Below are 21,304 nucleotides of genomic sequence, written 5' to 3'. Positions count from 1 at the left end.
TTCCGGTTGTCACGCCAGTGGCATTGCCGGGTAGCTATGTTCGGACGGGATAACCGCTGAAAGCATCTAAGCGGGAAGCCCCTCCCAAGATGAGATCTCTCACTCCTTGAGAGTGTAAGGGCCCTTATAGACTATGAGGTTGATAGGCCGGGTGTGGAAGCACAGCAATGTGTGAAGCTAACCGGTACTAATTGCCCGAGAGGCTTGGTCATATAACACCAAAGCCTTTTTTGGCGTCGCCAGTTCCGCGCGGGCGGCACCTGAACGCTACACCAGAACGGTCGTGTACTGATGTACACTCCCGCCTCTGGCTTCGCGTCCAGGCACCACCCACACGAAACTTGACTTAGCCAATAAGATACTTCGCAAGACACAAGTTCTTGACGGAACTACCTAATGCAGGGAATGAGCGGAAGCTCATTCCTGATGAGACTGAAGAATTGGACTCATCACGAAGGTGACTACGAAGTCGCCCCGTCATTCCGGCGAAAGCCGGAATCCAGTACGACGGTGACTGCGAAGCTGCCCCGTCATTCCGGCGAACGCCGGAATCCGCTGGGCACTCTGCCAACGTGATGAGACCCTGAATCGAGTTCAGGGTGTTTTCGATCCTTCGGATCTCAAACAGTTAGCCTGGCGGTAATAGAGCACTGGTACCACCTGATCCCTTCCCGAACTCAGAAGTGAAACGGTGCATCGCCGATGGTAGTGCGGGTTTTCCCGTGTGAGAGTAGGTCACTGCCAGGCGCCATTCAGAACCCCAGTCCGAGATTTCGGGCTGGGGTTTTTTTATTATGCCGTCGCTGGCAGTGACCAATGTCACGCGCTGATCTGCTCCGCATCGGCGCTTCTTCCGCCTGCGGCGGAAACCGCACCGGTGCTACGCAGGCGCTGCCAGGCGCCATTCAGAACCCCAGTCCGAGATTTCGGGCTGGGGTTTTTTTATTATGCCTTCGCTGGCAGAGCAGGCGGAGCGCTTTTGCGGTTTTCACCGCAGGTGAAAGAAGCGAAAGCGGCGTAGCCGTTGCTCGTGACCAGGTCACGCCCTGATCGGCTCCGCGACTTCGCTTCATACACGCTGCGCGTGTAAGCCGCAAAGCCGCTGCGCCGGGGCTGCCAGACGCCATTTACAACCCCAGTCCGAGTCATCGGGCTGGGGTTTTTTTTATTATGCCTTCGCTGGCAGAGCAGGCGGAGCGCTTTTGCGGTTTTCACCGCAGGCGAAAGAAGCCAAAGTGGCACGGTTACAAGCTGCTGCTCTCAACTGTAACCACGTAATAATCCTGTCTTTCCGGCGAAAGCTGAATCCACTACGAGGGTGACCGCGAAGCTACCCCGTCATTCCGGCGAACGCCGGAATCCGCTGGGCATTCTGCCAACGTGATGAGACCCTGAATCGAGTTCAGGGTGTTCTCGATCCTTCAGATCTCAAACAGATTGCCTGGCGCCAATAGAGCACTGGGACCGCCTGATCCCTTCCCGAACCCAGAAGAGAAACGGTGCATCGCCGCTGGTAATGCGGGATTCCCGTGGGAGAGTAGGTCACGCGCCGCGACAAGTGCACGGCGTTTTTGAGACACGGGTCCGGCCGGGGGCAGTGGAGGTCATCAACGTGGTTCAACTTCGTTTCTCTTGTCTTTGCCAGAATCATTCCGCCTGAAAATTCACAGCTGAATCAATTGACATCAGAAATTAATTTATATATAAACCAGAAAAATCAATTTATATGTGAACAAAAAAGAAACACATTTGCCGCACCACAGGGTGCATAAGATGAGGAGGTTCACAAGGTGAAAAAGGCGATACGGCTCGGAATTGGAATGCTCTCAATGGGATGCCTGCCGGCGGTAGTCGCACAGGAATCCACCGAAGTCATGGTTCTCGAGGAAGTGATGGTAACGGCTCAGCGGCGCGAAGAGTCGTTGCAGGAAGTTCCTATCAGTATTTCAGCCTTTACCAGCGAGGACCTGAAGCGTGCCAATATAGGTTCGGCCGCGGAATACCTCGTCAAGTCGCCCAATGTCGGCTTCTCCGAGGACGGCGAAGGAGGCAGCCGCAGCATCAATATCAGTATACGGGGCGTGAGCAATATCACGCTTGACGGCATTGCGACCGCGAACTCCATCGGTTATTACATCGATGAGCTGTCTGTGGGCGCGGTGGCCCAGGGCACCATCAACCCGCAACTGCAGGACATGGAGCGCATCGAGGTGCTCCGCGGTCCGCAGGGCACGTACTACGGGCGCAACGCCGTCGGCGGTGCGATCAACATTAGTACCGTCAAACCGGGGCCTGAGCAGTATTTTGAAGGCACCGTCAGCGTCGGCAGTTTCGACACCTACGGCGCCGAGGCTATTCTGAACGTACCCTTTAGCGATACATTCATGGCTCGTGGTGTTTTCGCCTATGAAGAATCAGATACTCCGATTGAAAATGTCAACCCGCAGGGCAACGATCCCTTCTACGAGTACCTGACGGGTCGCCTCTCGTTTCGCGTGCTTGCCAGTGATGATGTGACGATCGACCTTTCAATTACGCGTACCAACGAGGACGAGGGTGGTGACATCGCCATTCCGTCAGGTGTGCTCGACCTCGACACGCAGTCCATTTTTGGCCTTGGCCCGTTCGATGCCATCGACTCTGGTCAGGGTTTTTATCCGGATAACGACGACCGAGTCGACCGGGACACAAGCGAGCGCAACGACAAGTCATTCACGATCATCAACGGCCGGGTCGCGTGGGATCTGGGTGGCATGACATTCAAGTCCATCACCGGCTATCTGGACAGCAGTTTCGACCGTCTTTCAGACCTTGATGGAATTCCGTTCACATTCGGCCCCTTGCCGTTGCGGCGCATGAATGACTACGAAGGCACGTCGTGGAGCCAGGAGTTCCGATTGATGTCGGCCGGCGACAGCGCCTTCGATTGGACCATCGGCGCAATCTACATCGACGATGATCTGGATCGCATCAACCAGATACAGATCATGCCGGATGATGCGCCGAACGGTACGGCCGTCGGGTTCATCAACTCCAACGACAATAATTTTCGATTCAAGAGCGCCGCGCTGTTTGGTGAAGTCACCTGGCCAATTACCGGCAAGCTGGATTTGACCGCGGGCGGTCGTTGGAGCCGTGACAAGGTCACCTCGACCGTGATCGACTTCAACAAGGGCCCGAACCCGGTTTCCGGAAGCGAAACGTTCACCGACTTTTCTCCGCGCGTCGTGCTGCGCCATCTGACCGACACCACCACGTGGTATGGCTCGATTTCCAAGGGTTACAAGGCCGGCGGCGTCGACATCGCGGGCACCTCGCAGCTCGTTCCTCTGCCGTTCGAATCCGAAGATCTCTGGGCCTATGAACTCGGCTTCAAGACCCAATTCGCCAATGGCCGGGCCAACCTGTCGGGGGCATTGTTTTACAACGACTGGACCGAATTTCAGGTGCAGACAGCCCGGTTGGCCGATCCGAATGACATCAGCTCGGCCGTCTCGGTCACACAGAATGCGGAAGAGGCAAGCTCCAAAGGCTTCGAAATCGAACTCATGACCCTGCTCACCGAGGACCTGGTATGGGCCGCGAACCTGGGTTACATCGACGCGAAATTCGACGAATATCCCGACGCGGTGTTGCGTGGCAAGACGGACGGACTGGACAATGTCATCAACGTGTCTGGAGAACCGTTGCCTCGCACTCCCGAGTGGACCGCCAACACCTGGCTGCAGTACGACTTCATGCTCGGAAACTGGGCGTCCTACCTGCGTGGCGAGCTGACCTACACGGACACGCAGTACAGCGATATCGAAGCTATTGGATCCCTGGTCGGCGAAACCGTTTTCGGCTCGCCTTTCAACCTGCCGGATTACCCCTATCAGATCGACGACTATACGCTGTTCAATCTCTATGCCGGGATGGAGACTGACCGGTTCCGAATTCGCGCATGGGCGAAAAATCTGTTCGACGAACAGTATTACAATGGCACCGCAGATAATTTCGGCGCCGCGGGAATTCGGCTGCGTCCGCACTTCCGCGAACTGGGTATATCGTTAACGATCATGTCGCGATGAATGGGGCTCGATCGATCCAGGTAGCCCGACAGGCCAGCCTGGCGGTTGGCCTGTCGATTCTGTTTCTGCAGGTGTCGTCCGTTGCCGAGGCCAGCGAAGCCGCTTCCGCCCCGCCGCACAATGTCGTCTTCATCCTGACGGATGACCAGCGATACGACGAACTGGGATTTCTGAACGACGAAGTCACTACCCCGCAACTCGACCAACTCGCAGCGGAGGGAGTGCATGTTCGCAACTCATTCGTGACCACCTCGTTGTGTTCGCCCAGCCGCGCGTCCATCCTCAGCGGTCAGTACGCGCATGCGCACGGCATTGTGGATAACCTGGAGCGGGACACCGCGCCGGGTACGGTGTTCTTCCCCGAGATGTTGCAGGCTGCCGGGTACCAGACCGCGTTCATCGGCAAATGGCATCTCGGCCGCCACGAGGACACGCCGCAACCGGGCTTCGACCGTTGGGTCAGCTTTGCCGGGCAGGGTGTGTACTATCCGGGGGCGGACAGTACTCTGAATGTCGATGGCGAGCGGGTTCCCCAGAAGGGCTACATCACCGACGAACTCACCGACTACGCGCTGGATTGGCTGGGTTCCATCGATCGGGACCGTGGCTTCTTTCTCTACCTGTCGCACAAGGCCGTGCACGCCGATTTCCTGCCAGCCGAACGCCATCGGGGGCAGCACCCCTCCGGTGAAATCAACCTCCCGCGGGCCGCCGCTTCCGGCTATCAGTATCCCGAAGGAACACCGATGTGGGTGCGCAATCAGCGCAACAGCTGGCATGGTGTCGAGTTTCCCTATCACAGCGATCTCGATCTGCGCGAATACCGGCAGCGTTATCACGAGGCACTCATGGCCGTCGACGAAAGCCTGGGCCGCGTTCGCGAAGCACTTTCGGAGCTGGGACTGGCCGATAATACGCTGGTCGTGTTCATGGGCGACAACGGCTTCCTGTTCGGCGAGCACGGCCTGATCGACAAGCGCAATGCGTACGAAGAGTCCATGCGGGTGCCGCTGATCGTGCAGGGCGCCGGGCTGCCGGCAGGGGCCACCGTGGACGACATGGTGCTGAACATCGATATTGCACCCACCCTGTTGGAATGGACCGGTACGGAGCCGACCACCACAATGCACGGCCGGAGCTTTCTGCCGCAACTTCGTGGCGAGTCCGTGAACAATTGGCGCACGGAGTTTTTGTACGAATACTTCTGGGAGTGGGTTTTTCCCCACACGCCCACGACATTCGCATTGCGCACGGACCGTTACAAGCTGATCCAGTACCACGGCATCTGGGACACCGACGAGCTGTACGATCTCCACGCCGATCCGGCAGAGCAGGTAAACCTGATCGGCCGGCCGGAGTACCGGGATCTCGCGCAGTCGATGCGTGAGAGACTGTTCCGGTCTATCCGAGAAACCGACGGGACGCCGAGCGTGCCGTTTACGATGAAACGCGGACCGGGCCTGCATTATCGCCGGGCATCGGGCTCCCATGCGGCCCCGTTTCCCGGCAAGCTGTTGCGCACCGGCCACGAGGACGATCTGGAGCACTACACGGACTGATGCGAGCGCGGTCCGCCGGTGACCCGTGGTGCTTGCGGTCGATCCGCCGGGCAGACCCGCTGTTGGGCAGCGCGGCCACTTGATGACGTAATGAGGTGTGAATGCGAAAGACCCTGCTGATGCTGTTGCTTTGTTGGTGTGGCGCGAGCGCCGCCGACAAGCCGAATATCGTGCTTATTCTCGCCGACGACCTGGGTTATGGGGATGTGGGCGCTTATGGCGGCACATCCATTCAGACACCGAATATCGACTCGCTGGCCTCGGACGGTATCCGGTTGACACAGTTCTATAGCAGTGGAAATGTCTGCACGCCATCGCGGGCGGGCCTGTTGACCGGCCGGTATCCGATACGAACTGGGCTGGCTGACAGAACGGTGGGCGTCGGGGATACACGAGGGCTGAAACCGCGAGAAACGACAGTGGCGGAAGTGCTCCGGATGCAGGGTTATGCCACGGCGCTGGTCGGAAAGTGGCATCTGGGCGATCGGCCTGAGTTTCACCCGTCGGAACATGGCTTCGATGAGTTTTTCGGAGTGATCCATTCCAACGATGTGCCGGATCAACCCCTTGTCAGGGGGAAAAGCATCGTTCATGAAAAAATCGATGCTCAAGCGCTGGCGACACAAATCATCGATGAGTCCATCGCCTTCATTGAAAGCCAGCGCGCTCAGCCTTTTTTTCTTTTCGTATCCAGCACCGCACCCCATAAACCGCTGTTGCCAACGGCGGAATTTGCGGGCACGTCCAACGCCGGCGCTTACGGTGATGTCGTTGAGGAACTGGACCGGGGCGTGGGAAGAATCATGGAAGCGCTCGAGCGGACTGGCCGGCGGGAAAACACCCTGGTGATGTTCACGAGTGACAACGGGCCATTTCCGCAAGGGAGTACCGGCGGACTGCGCGGCCACAAGGGTACGGGTTGGGAGGGCGGATATCGGGTTCCCTTCATCGCTTACTGGCCAACGGAAATACCGGCCAACGGTGTCTCGGATGCGATGGCGATGAATATCGATCTCTTCCCGACTCTGCTTCACGTTGCGGGAGCCAAACAAGCGCTTTCTGCTGATGTCGACGGGAAGAACATCTTCCCCGTGTTGGCAGGGGAGCAGCAATCGCCCCACGACGTCCTGTATTTCTTCAACAACGAGCGCATCGCGGCGCTGCGCACCCGGAAATGGCGGCTGATGTTGAGCGATTATCCTCCGTGGCGGGACGCGCAACCCATCCGGTTCGAGGGCAATCGTCATCTGTATACCTTGCTCTACGATATGGAAGCAGCCCCGGACCAGCAATACGACCTCTCGCGCGATTATCCGCGGCAGAAAAAACTGCTGGAGCACTATCTCGACATGGGCAGAAAGGAACTGGAATCGCTGTCCACCCGGCCAGACGACACGCAATTCGGCGATGACTACAAGGGTTAGCAGAGCATGAGGGAGGCAAAGTCAATCAGAGGCAGCGCGGTGCTGTGTTTCCTCATCGGCTGCCTGTTTGCGATCAGTTGTGGCGCTGCGCCCGCGACCCGGCCGAATATCATCGTCATTCTCGCAGACGATCTGGGGTACGGCGACCTGGGTGTGTACGGAAATCAGGTGATCGAAACACCCAATCTGGATCGGATGGCCGACGAAGGCGTTCTCCTCACCGATGCTTATGCCACTTCGTCGAACTGTACGCCCAGCCGGGCCGGCTTGCTGACCGGCCGGTATCCGATTCGCTCTGGCCTGGCGCACCAGGTGATTTTCGTCAAGGACACGCACGGATTGCCCCAATCGGAGATCACGATTGCGGAGATGCTCAAGCCCCTGGGTTACCAGACCGCCATCATTGGCAAGTGGCACCTTGGACACCAGTCGGAATTCTGGCCCACCCGGCATGGTTTCGATTATTACTACGGGTTGCCCTACAGCAACAATCAATCACCGCTGGCGTTGTACCGCAACCGCCGGAAGATTGAAGAGTCCGTGGATCAGAAACGCTTGACGGCTTCTTACACAGAGGAAGTCATCCGATTCATGGAAAGCAACAAGGAGCATCCATTCTTCATCTATCTGGCCCACACCGCGCCCCATGTCCCCCTGGCTGTATCGGACGCATTCAAAGGCCGTTCGAAAGCAGGGCTATATGGTGATGTTATCGAAGAACTTGACTGGAGCGTAGGACAGATCCGGGAAGCGCTGCAGAGACTCGAACTGGACGAGAGCACCCTGGTCATCTTCACCAGTGACAACGGCCCATACCAGGGCGGAACTACAGGTCGGCTCCGCGGCACCAAGGGAACGTCCTGGGAAGGCGGTTACAGGGTTCCGTTTCTCGCTCGCTGGCCAGGGACTTTGCCGGCATCCACCCGGTCAGGGGCCATTACCATGAGTATCGACATACTGCCCACCATCCAGGCGATAACGAACGCCGAACTTCCGGATGGACTGGAACTGGATGGAAAGAACATCCTGCCGGTGCTGCAGGGTGCGCAAACTTCGCCCCACGACCAATTGTACTTTTTCTCCGACAACTTCATATCCGCGGTACGCACCCAACAGTGGAAAGCGTTGTTGCGCGCCCGGTACCGGGGCATCGACCGTTGGCTTCCGGAACATGACGTTAGACTGCTGTTCGATATGGATCAAGGCGGCGAGGAATACTACAGTCATGCCGCTCATCGCGAGGACGTATGGCAGGACATGATGAAAAGATATGAACGGGGTGTCCGGGAGTTGGAATCCCTGGGAAACTAGAAAAGAATACCTCTGGTGTCTCGCCAGAGTTGAATTTCAAAGGACAACAGCGATTGAATCCCCGGAATCCCCGGGGTCAGAGGAATCCCCGGGGTCAGAGTAAAGGGACAGAGTAAGTCCCTTTTACTCTGACCCCAACCCTCCCAACCCTCCCTCTGACTCCAATCCTCCACAGGTACAGCTTGAAACCATTAGGGCTTGCGTGTAGTACTCTGTACCGTACAATGAATTTGCTCGTGGGCCTTTTGAAGAGGAGACTCCGAACAGAGATGCCGATTCCCTGCAAAATCAATGGGTTCACCCCACCTCGCTACGAGACCGCAATCTGTTTTGCAGACCAGGCATCTTCGGGGCGGTGACGAAACTCAGGCTGACAACGCCGTCGCGGCGACTCGTTTCCACCAGCGACCTGGACGAGGTGCATCGAGTCATTTCACCCATGATCGAATCTCCACGATTCTCTTTCCTCGAAGGCCCGCGCAGTACCCACTTCGAAATAAACAGGCTGGAACTGCCCCGTTCACAGATTTTCGGTGTCACGACGAAATCATCTGTTCGAGTGGTTGTTGAGAAACTCTCCGCTATCCAGGTCACCATTCCTTTGCAAGGCGAAATCAGGGCGACGCAGGGCCAACGGCAATTGCGCGTTTCGCCGGGGTCCGCTCTCGTGCAGTTTGCCGGCGAGTCTCAGGATCTTGTCCGGGTCGGAGCCTGTACTACGGTCTTTATTCATGTGCACCCGAAGTTTTTCGAACAATACCTGCCTGATTTGCAACACGGCCAGGAATGGCAGGCACGACTCGAATCGCATGTCTTGGGGCTCGATAGCGGACTCGGCAAGACGCTGAGCAATCTGGTCATCCAGATTTGCAGGGAAGCCCGGCAATGGAATGCAGAGCGGCTGCATGACTGCGATGCAGAAAGTGTGCTCCATTACCTGCTTGGGCTGATTTTCGTTCGCAATGCGTATGTCGAACTGTCCGATCCGGGCAGCGATGTGAGAACCCCGCGATACCTCGACCGCACCATTGCATTCATCAACGAAAACCTCGAGTCTGAATTGTCGCTCAGCGACCTGACTGCCATTGCCCATGTGAGCACGCGGACACTGCAGCGTGCATTCAAGGACCGGTTTGGCATGAGTCCGATCAAATACGTCAAACGAGCGCGCCTGAACAAAGTCCGGGAAGAGTTGCTGAACACCACACCCTACGAGACTTCCGTCAGTCAGACGGCAGCCAGGTGGGGTTTTTATCACGGCGGCAACTTTGCCAGGGACTACTGGGAGCTTTTCGGAGAGAAACCGGGAGTAACTCTCCGCAGTCGCTAGCCTGCCTGAACTCATTCGTTTTTTCAGATTTCTCCAACGCTTTATGGCCGGGGGCCGCCGGTTGTCGCTGGTTGGACTTTTGCTGTCGCTTTCCGGGTGATTGGCGTTCCAACACGCTCCTATAATCCAAGTCATTGAGGTTTGGACGCTTTGTGGGAACAGTGGATCCAGACCCAACCGGACACTGCCGCAGGCCGGAAGTGAATACCGGCCACTCTCTGAATCTGGAGCACACATTCAAGTGAGTACCCGCAAATGCTCTCGCTCACTCCTGGTGGATTGCACCCACGAGGGCAGATTCAGAACGACCCTGGCGCATCTCGGTACCGAAATCTCCCATGAATACGTCGTTCGGAGGATGACATCCATGAAGCAGCACATTTTAGGAAGGACATTGGCACCTCTGATTAGTCTCATTCTGGGTGCGGCGAGTTCCGGGCTTCTGTTGGCCCAGGAAGACGAGCAGCCGGAGGAAGACACCGCGCTGGAAGAAGTCGTGGTGACGTCACCGGCGACGCGCCTGACTTCAGGCTTCGAGGCGCCGAAGCCGACTACCACGGTGGATAGCCTGGATTTCGAAGCGAGAGGCACCACGAATATCGCGGACTACCTCAATGAAGTACCCGCGTTCGTCAGCAGTGTCACGCCGACCTCATCGACCAGTGAGGGACGGGGCGGGGGCACGAATATGCTGAACCTCCGAAATCTCGGCCCTGACCGCCTTCTGATGCTCGTCGACAAGCGGAGATGGGTTTCTACGGGCATTTCGGGTGGCGTGGACTTGAATATGATTCCGCAGGTGCTGGTAGAGCAGGTAGAGGTCGTGACGGGCGGCGTCTCCGCGCAATGGGGCTCCGATGCGATTTCCGGAGTCGTGAACATGCGTTTGAGAAGGAACCTGGATGGGGGCAAGCTCAACTTCCAGTACGGTGAAACCAGCGAAAACGACGCACGGGACAAGTTCGCGTCGTTTGGCTACGGATTCAGTTTCGCCGATGACCGGGGACACGTCACCTTCGGTGCTGAATACCAGGACAACAGCGGCATCGGCTCGCAGTCGGACCGTGACTGGGGCGCCGCGCTTTGGGGCATCGTCAACAATCCCGATAACACCGGCCCGAATGACGGAATTCCCGCACGAATCGTGGTTCCCGACGCTCGGCTCGCCTTCGGAACCACCGGTGGTTATCTCCCGCTGCAACTGGGCAACCACCCATCTGTTGCGCAGGTCTACTTCGGAGAAAATGGGGAAATTCTGCCATACGACATCGGCGAATATCCCCTGCCGCTGACCACGCTGCCGTTCCAGGTGGGCGGCTCAGGGGGCTCCCTCGCTTACCACAACTCCCTGCTCGTGGCGCTGGAACGCAAGTCGGTCATGGGCCTGCTGGATTTCGAAATCACCGACAACGTCAACTTCTTTCTCGACGGCAGCTGGGCGGAATCGGACACGGAACACGTGGTCGTCCAACCCTGGAATTTCATCAAGGGCGGGCCGGACATCATCCGTGCTGACAACCCATACATTCCGGACCAGATAAAGCAGGCGATGGTGGCCAACAACGTCCCCGTGTTGAGGATGGGCCGCTCCAACGAGGACCTGGGTTTCATTACCGACTACAGTAACGCCGAGAGCTGGCGCGTGGCCACGGGCCTGCAGGGTGACTGGAATGGCTGGACCTGGGACGCCTATTGGACCCACGGCGAGTGGGACGGGAATTTTCAGACCCGGAACAATGTCATCAAGTCGAATTACGCATTCGCCACCGACGCCGTGATGGACCCGGGCACGGGTGAAATCGTCTGTCGCGCCAATGTCGGCGGGGCGAATGGGGCGCCGGGTTGCGCCCCGTTGAACCTCTTCGGTATCGGCGCAGCCAGCCAGGCAGCGCTGGATTACATCCACGGCACGCAGTACTTTGACAACACATACCGGCAGGATGTGCTCTCCGCGTCGATGAGCGGAGAACTGTTCGACATGCCCGCCGGCCCACTCGCTGTCGCCTTCGGGATTGAGTACCGCGACGAGAAAGGCTCGGTTGGAGTGGATGAACTGGCGGCGTCCGGCCAATGGTTCATCGGTAATACCCAGCCCATTTCGGGCAGCTTCGACGTGCACGAAGCTTTTGTCGAAGTTGGCGTGCCGCTTGTCGAAACCCCCGAGGGCATGTCGCTCGGTCTGACTGGCGCAGTCCGCTACGCGGATTACTCCTCGAGTGGCAGCGCGGTGCCGTGGCAGCTGGGCCTTTCGTTCAGCCCGGTGAGTGACCTGAGATTCCGGGCCACCGTATCGAGTGACATTCGTGCGCCCAACATCTCCGAACTGTTCGCCGCGCAGGTGTTGAACTTCGGCAGTGTCCGCAATCCGGCGACAGGCGAAGTGACGCTCACGCAGATTCTGACCGGCGGTAATCCCAACCTGGACGAAGAGGAGGCGGACACGACCACGGCAGGGATCGTCTTCCAGCCGTCTTTCGCTCGCGGCCTGAGACTCTCTCTGGACTGGTACAGAACCAAAATCGACAACGCAATTTCGACCCTGTCTCCGCAGGGTATCGTTGATCAGTGCTTCGAACTGGACATCGGTTGTGAAAACGTCGAGATCATCGACGGCAGCATCGCTTCGGTAAACTCAACTATCCTCAACGTCGCCAACCGGACAGTCGAGGGCCTGGATTTCGAAGCCGACTATTACTTCGAGTCATTCCTTGGAGGCGATCTCAACCTGCGCTGGCTGTTCAGTCACTACATCGAAAATTCCTACTCACCCGATGGTATTACGACCTTTGACGATGTGGGTGTTGTCGGCAATGCATCGGGCGGAATCGCGACGCCGGACAATCGTTGGAATCTGACCGCGAACTGGCAGCGGGATCAGCTGGGGCTGACGGCACAGGTCGTGTACATCGGTGGCGGCGATCTGTTCAACGATTTTGGCCCGGAAGACATCAACGACAACAGCGTCGATTCACAAACCATGGTGAACCTGAGCATCCGGTACGATATTCCGTTCAGGGGTTCGAATACCCTGCAGCTGTATGCTGGTATCAATAACGTATTCGATGAGGATCCGCCCATCGCACCCGCTAACTTCCTTTCGAACTATCCAACCAATATGTCACTGTATAGCGTTCTGGGGCGGAATTACTTCGGCGGAATTCGTCTCGACTTCTGACAAGGGGCTGACGGGATGGCGCAAATCACGGGTTTGAACGGTTTGCCCATCCCGACAGCTCACCAGAAAGGGTTCAAATCATGACAAACCGATTCAAACGCCTGGCGCTGCAAACCGTGGGGTTCGCCGCCATTCTGCTGGGATTCGCCAGCGTGCCCGGGTACGCCTACGAGCCCGAACAGCTCTTCCGCACGCATCAGGCCAAGAACGCCGAAACGTGGCAACAGCAGGATCGGGAAATCAACCAGCGACTCGAAGCGCTGGAAAAACGCTACGGAAAAAAACCCAACATCGTCTACATACTCGCCGACGATATTGGCTGGGGGGAGTTGGGTTCGTATCTCGGAGGCAAGGTACGGGGGACGCCCACACCCAACCTGGACGAGCTGGCCAATCAGGGCATGAAGTTCCTTTCATTTTACTCGGAACCCATCTGCACGCCCACCCGGGTCGCCCTGATGACCGGCCGGCTTCCCATCCGCACCGGCCTGGATATCGTGCTGTTCCCCGGACAAAGCCGTGGAATGGTGGCCGAGGAATACACGATTGGTGAGTTGCTCTCCGACGCCGGCTACGCGACCGCCATGTTTGGCAAGTGGCACCTCGGCGAACAGAATCAGCACCAACCGACCAACCAGGGATTCGACTACGCGTACTACACCCTTTACAACGGTGGTGTCTGGCCCTGGGCCGAGAATGCCCGCTACTACGACGAGGACAACGTCACGATCGGCGAGATTCCGTACGAACTCGACATGCCCAAAAACTACGAAGAAACGTTCGGCATTGAGATCTTCGGTGTTCTGGAGAGCCGCAAGGGGGAAATACCGCGCGAGATCGAGCCGCTGACGCTCGAAAACTACAACGACCACGACGATGACCTGACCGATCGCGCGATTCAGTTTATCGAGGAGAAGGCTGACGGAGACAAGCCCTTCTTTGTCTATCTGGCGCCGGTCGCCAATCAGGTCTTCGCCTGCCCGCCCGAGCAACGCAACGAAAAATTCGTCGACACCGCGAACTGCCAGGCATCCCAACTGCTCCAGCATGACAAAAACGTTCGGAGGATTCTCGACAAACTCGATCAGTTGGACATCGCGGAGAACACCCTGGTCGTGTGGATGAGCGATAACGGGCCGATGTATGACTTTTTCCCGTCGGCTGGATACACGTGGTTGCGCGGCAAGAAGGGGGATGCCTACGAAGGCGGGGTCCGGGTGCCGGCGATCGCTTACTGGCCCGGCATGATCGATGCGGGGCAGGATCCGATGGATCTCGTGCATGTCACGGATTGGTACGTGACGGCGGCCCGCCTGGCTGGCGCATTTGATCGTATCCCCAACGACCGGGTTACCGACGGCATCGATCAGAGCTCGCTGCTGTTCTACGGCGAGGGTGCGTCACATCGAAACTATATCTACCACTACGAGCGAGGGAGTGATCCCAGCAAGCAACGTACGGGAATGCGTCTTGGCGCATTGCGGTACGGCGACATCAAGTTCCACGGTGGCAAGGGCGAAATCTACAACATCATTCGGGACCCCGCGGAGAAGTTCAACCGCTTCGACGCCTATCTATGGGCCATGGTCCCGTTTCGGCAGATGACCCTGCTGCATTACGACCTGATGAAGCGGTTTCCCAATCGCGTGCTCGAACAAGGACGCACCCCGCCGAAACTGGACGTGCAGAGATTGCAGCCGGAGTGAGCCCGCTGATCCGGGCCTGACTCCGCGGATCTCGCTTCCCGGGACGACGGGCATTCAACGTCCGACGAGTTCTGAAGGGCCGGGCTGCGAGCCAAAAGCGCAAGGTAGACCGCGAGTAATCCAATGAACCGAAAAGCCGGAAATCACATCACTGCGATTCGACTGTGCGCGGTGCTCCTGTTGGTGTCTCTCACCTTGCCGGTCGGCGCCGACTCGGGGCAGCAGGCGGTGGACCGAATCGGGCAGATCATGTCCGCTCGCTACCCGCCGGGCGAACCCGGTGCGGCACTGCTGGTCGCGCGGGACGATGAAGTCGTGTTTCGGGGGGCGTTCGGGCTCGCCAGCATGGAACTCGGCGTCCCCGTCACGCCTGAAATGGTTTTCGGTCTGGCTTCGATCACGAAGCTCTTCACCGCGCTCGGCGCGATGATGCTCGTCGAAGAAGGCGCGCTGGAACTCGACGACGAAGTGGTCGAGTTTCTGCCCGAGCTGGAAAAAACAAAAGGCGTCACGATCGCTCACCTGCTGTCGCATACCTCGGGAATGACCGGACCCGTCAGCGAGATTCCAGGCTACCCGGCAGACAACTTTCACCGGGCAATTACCTCGCGGGAACTGATTGAGAGTTACGCACCCTATGAGTTGAAGTTTCAGCCGGGCACGCAGTTTCAGTACAGCAACGAAGGCGTCGCCACCCTGGCGCGCATCATTGAAATCGTTTCGGGCCAGACCTGGGAAGAATTTCTGCAAGAGCGAATTTTCCGGCCGGTTGGGATGACATCCACCCATTACGCGGGCCACGACCGCATCATCCCGATGTCGGTAACCGGTTACACCGAGCATGAGGAAGAATGGAAGCGAGCCCGCTATACGAGTTTCACGCGTGGTTTCGGCATGGGCGCGCTTTTCTCCAACGTCGATGATCTGTATGCCTGGTACGAGGCCCTCCTCTCCGGACGGCTGGTCAGCACAGAAACACTGGCCGCGATGCTGACACCCTACCCCCTGACGGGTGGTGGCCACAGCCGCCATGGACTTGGTTTCGTGGTCACATTCGCCAATGGTCACAAACTGGTTGGGCACGGCGGCTCACACATCGGTTGGAGCACCTTTCTGATGTTCGTTCCCGACGAGAAAATTTTCATCACGGTCCTGACCAACAGCAGCTCCGATAACGGAAGGGCACGACGAGACGCACTGGACATACTCCGGGTACTGCTTGCACCTCCCCGAACCGGGTCTGGGCCGGACCCGAGGCCGTAACTCATGCTCAGCCGCGCTCTTATCGCGATGGTCACGCTTTGCGCAGTGACCTCGTGCACCGGACCCACCGACCCCCCGGCCCCGGCGGAGTCAATGCCCTTCGACACGCTGATCGTCAATGGCACATTGATCGATGGTTCCGGGGCGCCCCGATTCCGGGCGGACATCGGCATACGTCACGGGAAGATCGCTCGAATCGGCGATCTGGCCTCATCCCGGGCTGAACACCGCATCGACGCCGGGGGGTTGATCGTGGCGCCGGGGTTCATTGATGTTCACACGCATGCTGAGCGTGGTCTCGTGAGCCCGGAGCTGAATGACAACAAGGGGTTCATTACACAGGGTGTGACGACCTGTGTCATCGGCGCGGACGGTGGGCATTCCCCGCGGTCGATCCGTGAACTTCGGGAGACTTTCGAAGCCCAGGGTGTCGGTACGCACTACGCCTTTCTGGTGGGCGTCAATGCCGTGCGGAAAGAAGTGATCGGCATGGAGGACCGCGCTCCGACCCAGGCTGAGTTGGAGCAGATGAAATCACTGGTCCGCCAGGCCATGGAGAACGGCGCCGTGGGACTGTCCAGTGGTCTGATGTACCTGCCGGCCCGGTACGCCACGACCGAAGAAGTGGTCGAACTGGCCAGGGTCGCCGCCGACTACGATGGTCTCTATGACTCCCATGTTCGCAACGCAGTCCCGGATTTCGAGGGAGCGTACCGTGAGGCGATCGAAATCGGCCTGCAATCCGGCGCCCGCCCACACCCGGCCCACTACAAGGCCGTCGGCATGCGCAACTGGGGCAAAACGAAACCCCTGAACGACTGGTTCCAGTCTCAGATCGACCAGGGCGTGGACCTCACCGTCGACGCTTACCCCTACGATGGCGCGGCGACCGCGCTGCTCGTCGACGTCTTCGCCGTTCCGCGAGAAGACGGGATGCCCGTCAGGCCGCCGGAACTTCGCGATCCTCTGCTGGACGCAGGCGATTTTTCCCGGTTCATGGCCGGATACGTGGCTGACTTACAGCAGGCTCTGCGCGATCCCGCCAGGCGGGAGGCCATCCGGGTCGCCACCGAGGTCGGTATCCCCGGCGTCTACAGCGTCATTGCCTTCGCGGCCGAGGGCTACGACACGTTACGCATTGTCGCCAGCGAACCGTTTCCCGAACTGGAAGGCCAGATGATCCTCGATATCGCCGCCCGCCGGGGTCAGCCGCCATTCGATGTGATGGCCGACCTGTTGTTCGCGGCCGGGCCGGAGATCAAAGTCACTCTGGCTGCAGCGGTGGAGGACGATATCCGCGAGATTCTGCGTCGGCCGTGGACGATGATCGCCAGCGACGGAAGTAACACCGGCTTTGACAATGGCCGTGGACATCCCCGCTCGCGCGGGACCTTTCCCCGAGTCCTGGGGCGTTACGTCCGCGAATGGGGTGTTTTAACGCTGGAGGACGCTATCCGGAAGATGACCTGGCTGCCCGCCAGCTACTACCGGTTCGCCGAAAGGGGCCTGTTGCGAGAGGGATTCAGGGCGGATATCACCGTATTCGATCCGGACACCGTGATCGACCGCTCCACGTGGCAGGAGCCGGCACGGTATTCCGAGGGCGTCATTCACGTGCTCGTGAACGGGGAGCCGGTGCTCAGCGACGGGCACATGACCGGTGCTCTGCCGGGCGAATTTCTTCCGCGCGCCGACCAGGACGATGTGGATGACCCCGGCATGCCGATCGCCGGGTCGTGATCGGTGGCGCAGGACATTGAACCGGACGTCGGTCTCGTGACCTTCGTTGGCACGGGAGCAGGAAATTGAACAAGACACATTGGTTCAGAATTTATGTCCTTCCCGGGCTCGTGTTTCAGTCACTGGTGATCGGTGGCGGTTACGCCACGGGCCGGGAACTGGTGGAGTTCTTTCTTTCCCTGGGCCCTCGTCAAGGACTGATGGCGATGTTGGTCACGGCCGTCGTGTGGAGTCTGGTCACGGCGGCTTCATTCGAGTTCGCGCGCAGTACCGGCAGCCTCGATTACCGTTCGTTCTTCAAGAACCTGCTCGGTCCCTTCTGGGTCGTGTTCGAAATGGCCTACTTCGTGCTGATGCTGCTCGTCCTGGCGGTCATCGCCGCCGCTTCAGGTGCGATGTTGCATCAGACATTCGGTATCTGGCCACCCGCCGGCACACTGTTGCTCATGGGGTCCATCGGCATCCTTACCTTTTTCGGCAGCAACGTCATCGAGAACTTCATGTCCGGATGGTCTTTTCTCCTGTATGCCGTCTATGCGACCTTTCTGTTCTGGGGCCTCTACGAGTTCAGCGATGGGATCTCCGCGGCGTTTGATACCGCTCACCCGGACGGTAACTGGGCTGTCGCGGGCGTGAAGTACGCCGGCTACAACCTGGCCGTCATTCCCGCCGTACTTTTCTGCCTGCGACATACCGAACGTCGATCGCAGGCTCTGATCTCCGGTGGTATCGCTGGCTTGCTCGCCATCGTTCCGGGGATATTTTTCTACGTGGTCCTGGTGGGGTTCTATCCGGAGATCCTGCAGGACCCCATCCCGGTGAGCACGGTTCTTGCCGCTTTCGGTGCCACGTGGTTCGGGCTGGTGTTCCAGATCGTGATTTTCGGCACGTTCGTCGAGACCGGCACGGGCCTCCTGCATGCCATCAATGAGCGCGTCGAGCGGAATCTTGTCGAACTGGGCCGCGTCATGCCCCGATCCGCGCGCCCGGCCGTGGCACTGGGTGCATTGACGCTCGCCATTGTACTGGGCAATCAACTGGGTCTCATCAAATTGATTGCAAACGGGTACGGCGTGCTTACCTGGGTGTTCATCGCCACGTTCGTCATACCGGTATTGGCCTGGGCCTTGAAGAATCTCTTGATCCGAAACACCGTGAATCCCGGCGACAAGGGCACGCGGTAGGGGAGTTACACATGTTGAAAGCGCCATATTTGCTGTTCCTGGGTGAGGAGTCCAACCCGAAGTTCGCCAAGACGGCCACTGGTATCCACTACTGGAGACCGGAGTTGTGCGGGGGCGTTTACCACTTTGCGAAGAGTACGTTGGATTACGGACTCCCCGTCATGGACGTACAGGAAGCGGCCGATTCCGGGCTGAAGACGATGATCATCGGAGTCGCACCTCCCGGTGGAAAAATCCAGGACGAATGGATCAGCATCCTGACCGAGGCATTGCGCGCGGGGCTGGATCTCGCGGCCGGTCTGCATACGCGCCTGAACGATGTGCCGGAACTGGCGGACGCGGCCAGAACGCACGGGCGCACGATTTACGATGTTCGCCAACCCCGGGCTCAGTACCCCGTTGGGACGGGGCGCAAACGCTCGGGCATGCGTTTGCTGACGGTAGGGACCGAATGCGGTGTCGGCAAGAAATACACCGCGCTCGCGATCGAGCGTGAAATGCGGCAGCGTGGACAGAACGGTACGTTTCGCGCCACCGGCCAGACGGGAATCATGATCGCGGGACAGGGGGTTTGTATCGATGCGGTCGTCGCGGACTTCGTGTCGGGCGCCGCTGAGACCTTGAGTCCCGACAACGATTCTTCGCACTGGGACATCATAGAAGGGCAAGGTTCGCTGTTTCATCCGAGCTATGCCTGCGTGGCTCTGGGGCTGCTGCATGGAAGCCAGCCGGATGCGATCGTGCTGTGCCATGATGCAAGCCGCCGCGAGGTCATTGGACTGAAGGGTTACGTCGTCCCTGAGCTGGCGCATTGCATCGAGGTAAATCTTCAGCTCGCCCGCCTCACCAACCCGAACGTCACGTGCAAGGGTGTCAGCATCAACACGTCCTGCATGGAAGAGGACGCTGCAGCGGATTACCTGGCAGAAACTTCCGGGAAGTTGGGATTGCCGGCCGTGGATCCGGTTCGGTTTGGCGTTCGCCCGATCGTCGACGAGATCCTGAATACTTCTGAACCGGTTGCTCGCCCAGCGCTCGCGATCGAAAACCATGCGGAATCATAGACACCCGTGTGATGCGCTCATTTGACGAAATTGCCCCCACCGTCCGTCGAGCGCCCGGGCGCTTGACGTTCCCACGCTCGTAACCGATTTCGTCGCCATGGAACTCAGCACACAGGAAAACGAATGATCACCAATAGCGGTCTGGTTCGTGTTCTGAAGCGCAAGGATGTTCTGGCCCTGGCGTTCGGCGCAATGGTCGGCTGGGGTTGGGTAATCCTTTCCAGCTCCTGGATTCTGAAAGCAGGCAGCATGGGCGCCATGCTCGCCTTCGTGATCGCCGGCCTCGTCATGCTGCTGGTCGCCCTGCTGTATGCCGAACTGGCATCCGCGATGCCCCGGGTCGGAGGTGAGCATGTCTATAGCCTGCGGGCACTGGGTCGAGCGGGCTCGTTCGTCTGCACGTGGTCCATCGTGTTCGTATACGTGTCCATTTGCTGCTTCGAGGCGGTCGCTTTGGCCTCGGTGCTGGATTACTTTCCTCTCGATCTGAAACACGTCCACCTGTGGACAGTCGCCGGTTATGACGTGTACCTGAGCTGGGCCTTGATCGGCAGTGTCGCCGGACTGATCCTCACCGTTATCAATATCATCGGCGTCAAGTTTTCGGCCGTCGTCCAGACTGTGGTGACGGCATTCATCCTGGTGAGCGGCGCCGTCTTGATCAGTGGCGCGGGTATCGAGGGTTCGTTCGACCGGCTCGACCCGCTGTTCGTGGCGGGTGCGGCAGGCACACTCAGTGTCGTCACCATGGTGCCGTTCTTCTTCGTTGGGTTCGACGTCATTCCCCAGGTTGCCGAGGAAGTCGATCTTCCCTTCCGCCAGATCGGTTCGCTTACCGTTTTTTCCGTGTGCCTGGCCATCGTCTGGTACTGTCTCATTATCGCCGGGGTTGCACTGCTCGCCGACTCAGCGTTGTTGCGTGACTCGAAGCTCGCGACGGCGGACGCCAGCGCGCTCGCCTGGGGAAAGCCCGGCGCGACCATCATCGTTCTGGGTGGTATCGCTGGCATCCTGACGAGTTGGAATGCGTTCATCATCGGTGGCAGCCGGGCGATTTTCGCAATGGCTGAAAGCCGGATGCTCCCGAGCTTCCTGTCGCGGCTGCACGGGCGTTTTCGTACGCCTTATTCAGCCATCATCCTGATTGGGATTCTTGGCTTCATCGCCCCGCTGTTCGGACGCAATGCCCTGGTGTGGATCGTCAATGCCGGGAGCTTCGGAGCGGTGATCGCCTACCTGCTGGTTTCCATCTCCTTTCTCAAGCTTCGATACTCGGAACCGGATATGTCCCGGCCCTACCGGCTTTCGCATGGCGTGCCATTGGGCTGGGTGGGGGTGGTTTGCTGCATTGCGCTCGGCGCGGTCTACCTTCCCGGCTCACCCTCCGCACTGGCGCCCGTTGAGTGGATGTTCGTACTGGCCTGGATCCTGCTGGGGCTTTGTTTTCTGGCCTGGTCCGCTCTTGAGGAGTGAGCGCG

12 protein-coding genes and 3 rRNA genes (1 of these 15 running past the window's edge) are annotated in these 21,304 nt (G+C 58.8%); all 15 read left to right on the top strand.

Features of this window, described 5'->3' with window-relative positions; translation table 11 throughout:
* A 23S ribosomal RNA gene (locus V3330_RS16735) occupies positions 1-212 on the top strand (it extends 2,686 nt beyond the left edge of the window).
* A gap of 420 nt (positions 213-632) precedes the next feature.
* A 5S ribosomal RNA gene (gene rrf / locus V3330_RS16730) occupies positions 633-747 on the top strand.
* A 693-nt stretch (positions 748-1,440) separates the two neighbouring features.
* Positions 1,441-1,555, top strand: a 5S ribosomal RNA gene (rrf, locus tag V3330_RS16725).
* Between the two features lie 265 nt (positions 1,556-1,820).
* Positions 1,821-4,070, top strand: coding sequence for a TonB-dependent receptor (locus V3330_RS16720; RefSeq protein WP_354696596.1), 2,250 nt, complete (start codon positions 1,821-1,823; stop codon positions 4,068-4,070).
* Positions 4,067-5,629: a sulfatase family protein gene (locus V3330_RS16715; RefSeq protein WP_354696595.1), complete on the top strand. Its 1,563-nt coding sequence runs from the start codon at positions 4,067-4,069 to the stop codon at positions 5,627-5,629. Before V3330_RS16720 ends, V3330_RS16715 begins: the two co-directional genes overlap by 4 nt.
* Positions 5,630-5,730: 101 nt before the next feature.
* The gene (locus V3330_RS16710; RefSeq protein ID WP_354696594.1) at positions 5,731-7,053 is read left to right on the top strand and encodes a sulfatase family protein; all 1,323 of its coding nucleotides are present in this window, start codon (positions 5,731-5,733) and stop codon (positions 7,051-7,053) included.
* Between the two features lie 6 nt (positions 7,054-7,059).
* On the top strand, positions 7,060-8,364 hold the full coding sequence (locus tag V3330_RS16705) for a sulfatase family protein (RefSeq protein ID WP_354696593.1): 1,305 nt from the start codon (positions 7,060-7,062) through the stop codon (positions 8,362-8,364).
* A 355-nt stretch (positions 8,365-8,719) separates the two neighbouring features.
* Positions 8,720-9,694, top strand: a complete 975-nt coding sequence (locus V3330_RS16700) for a helix-turn-helix domain-containing protein (RefSeq protein ID WP_354696592.1) — start codon at positions 8,720-8,722, stop codon at positions 9,692-9,694.
* 394 nt (positions 9,695-10,088) lie between these two features.
* The gene (locus tag V3330_RS16695) at positions 10,089-12,869 is read left to right on the top strand and encodes a TonB-dependent receptor domain-containing protein (protein WP_354696591.1); all 2,781 of its coding nucleotides are present in this window, start codon (positions 10,089-10,091) and stop codon (positions 12,867-12,869) included.
* An 80-nt stretch (positions 12,870-12,949) separates the two neighbouring features.
* Positions 12,950-14,575 carry a sulfatase-like hydrolase/transferase gene (locus tag V3330_RS16690; RefSeq protein ID WP_354696590.1) on the top strand — a complete coding sequence of 542 codons (1,626 nt, stop codon included), beginning with the start codon at positions 12,950-12,952 and terminating at the stop codon, positions 14,573-14,575.
* Between the two features lie 123 nt (positions 14,576-14,698).
* Positions 14,699-15,838 (top strand): serine hydrolase domain-containing protein, encoded by a 1,140-nt coding sequence (locus V3330_RS16685; protein WP_354696589.1) that lies wholly within the window; start codon positions 14,699-14,701, stop codon positions 15,836-15,838.
* Between the two features lie 3 nt (positions 15,839-15,841).
* Positions 15,842-17,578, top strand: a complete 1,737-nt coding sequence (locus V3330_RS16680; RefSeq protein WP_354696588.1) for an N-acyl-D-amino-acid deacylase family protein — start codon at positions 15,842-15,844, stop codon at positions 17,576-17,578.
* A 65-nt stretch (positions 17,579-17,643) separates the two neighbouring features.
* Positions 17,644-18,762 carry a YkvI family membrane protein gene (locus V3330_RS16675; protein WP_354696587.1) on the top strand — a complete coding sequence of 373 codons (1,119 nt, stop codon included), beginning with the start codon at positions 17,644-17,646 and terminating at the stop codon, positions 18,760-18,762.
* A 29-nt stretch (positions 18,763-18,791) separates the two neighbouring features.
* Positions 18,792-19,826, top strand: a complete 1,035-nt coding sequence (locus tag V3330_RS16670) for an N-acetyltransferase DgcN family protein (RefSeq protein WP_354696586.1) — start codon at positions 18,792-18,794, stop codon at positions 19,824-19,826.
* Positions 19,827-19,949: 123 nt separating this feature from the next.
* Positions 19,950-21,299, top strand: a complete 1,350-nt coding sequence (locus V3330_RS16665) for an APC family permease (protein WP_354696585.1) — start codon at positions 19,950-19,952, stop codon at positions 21,297-21,299.
* Positions 21,300-21,304: the final 5 nt, after the last annotated feature.

It is taken from the genome of Elongatibacter sediminis, assembly GCF_037892215.1.
GTDB classification, from domain to species: Bacteria; Pseudomonadota; Gammaproteobacteria; order Xanthomonadales; family SZUA-36; genus Elongatibacter; species Elongatibacter sediminis.
Note: the sequence above shows the minus strand (reverse complement) of the source record. Positions and strands in the feature narration are given on the sequence as shown.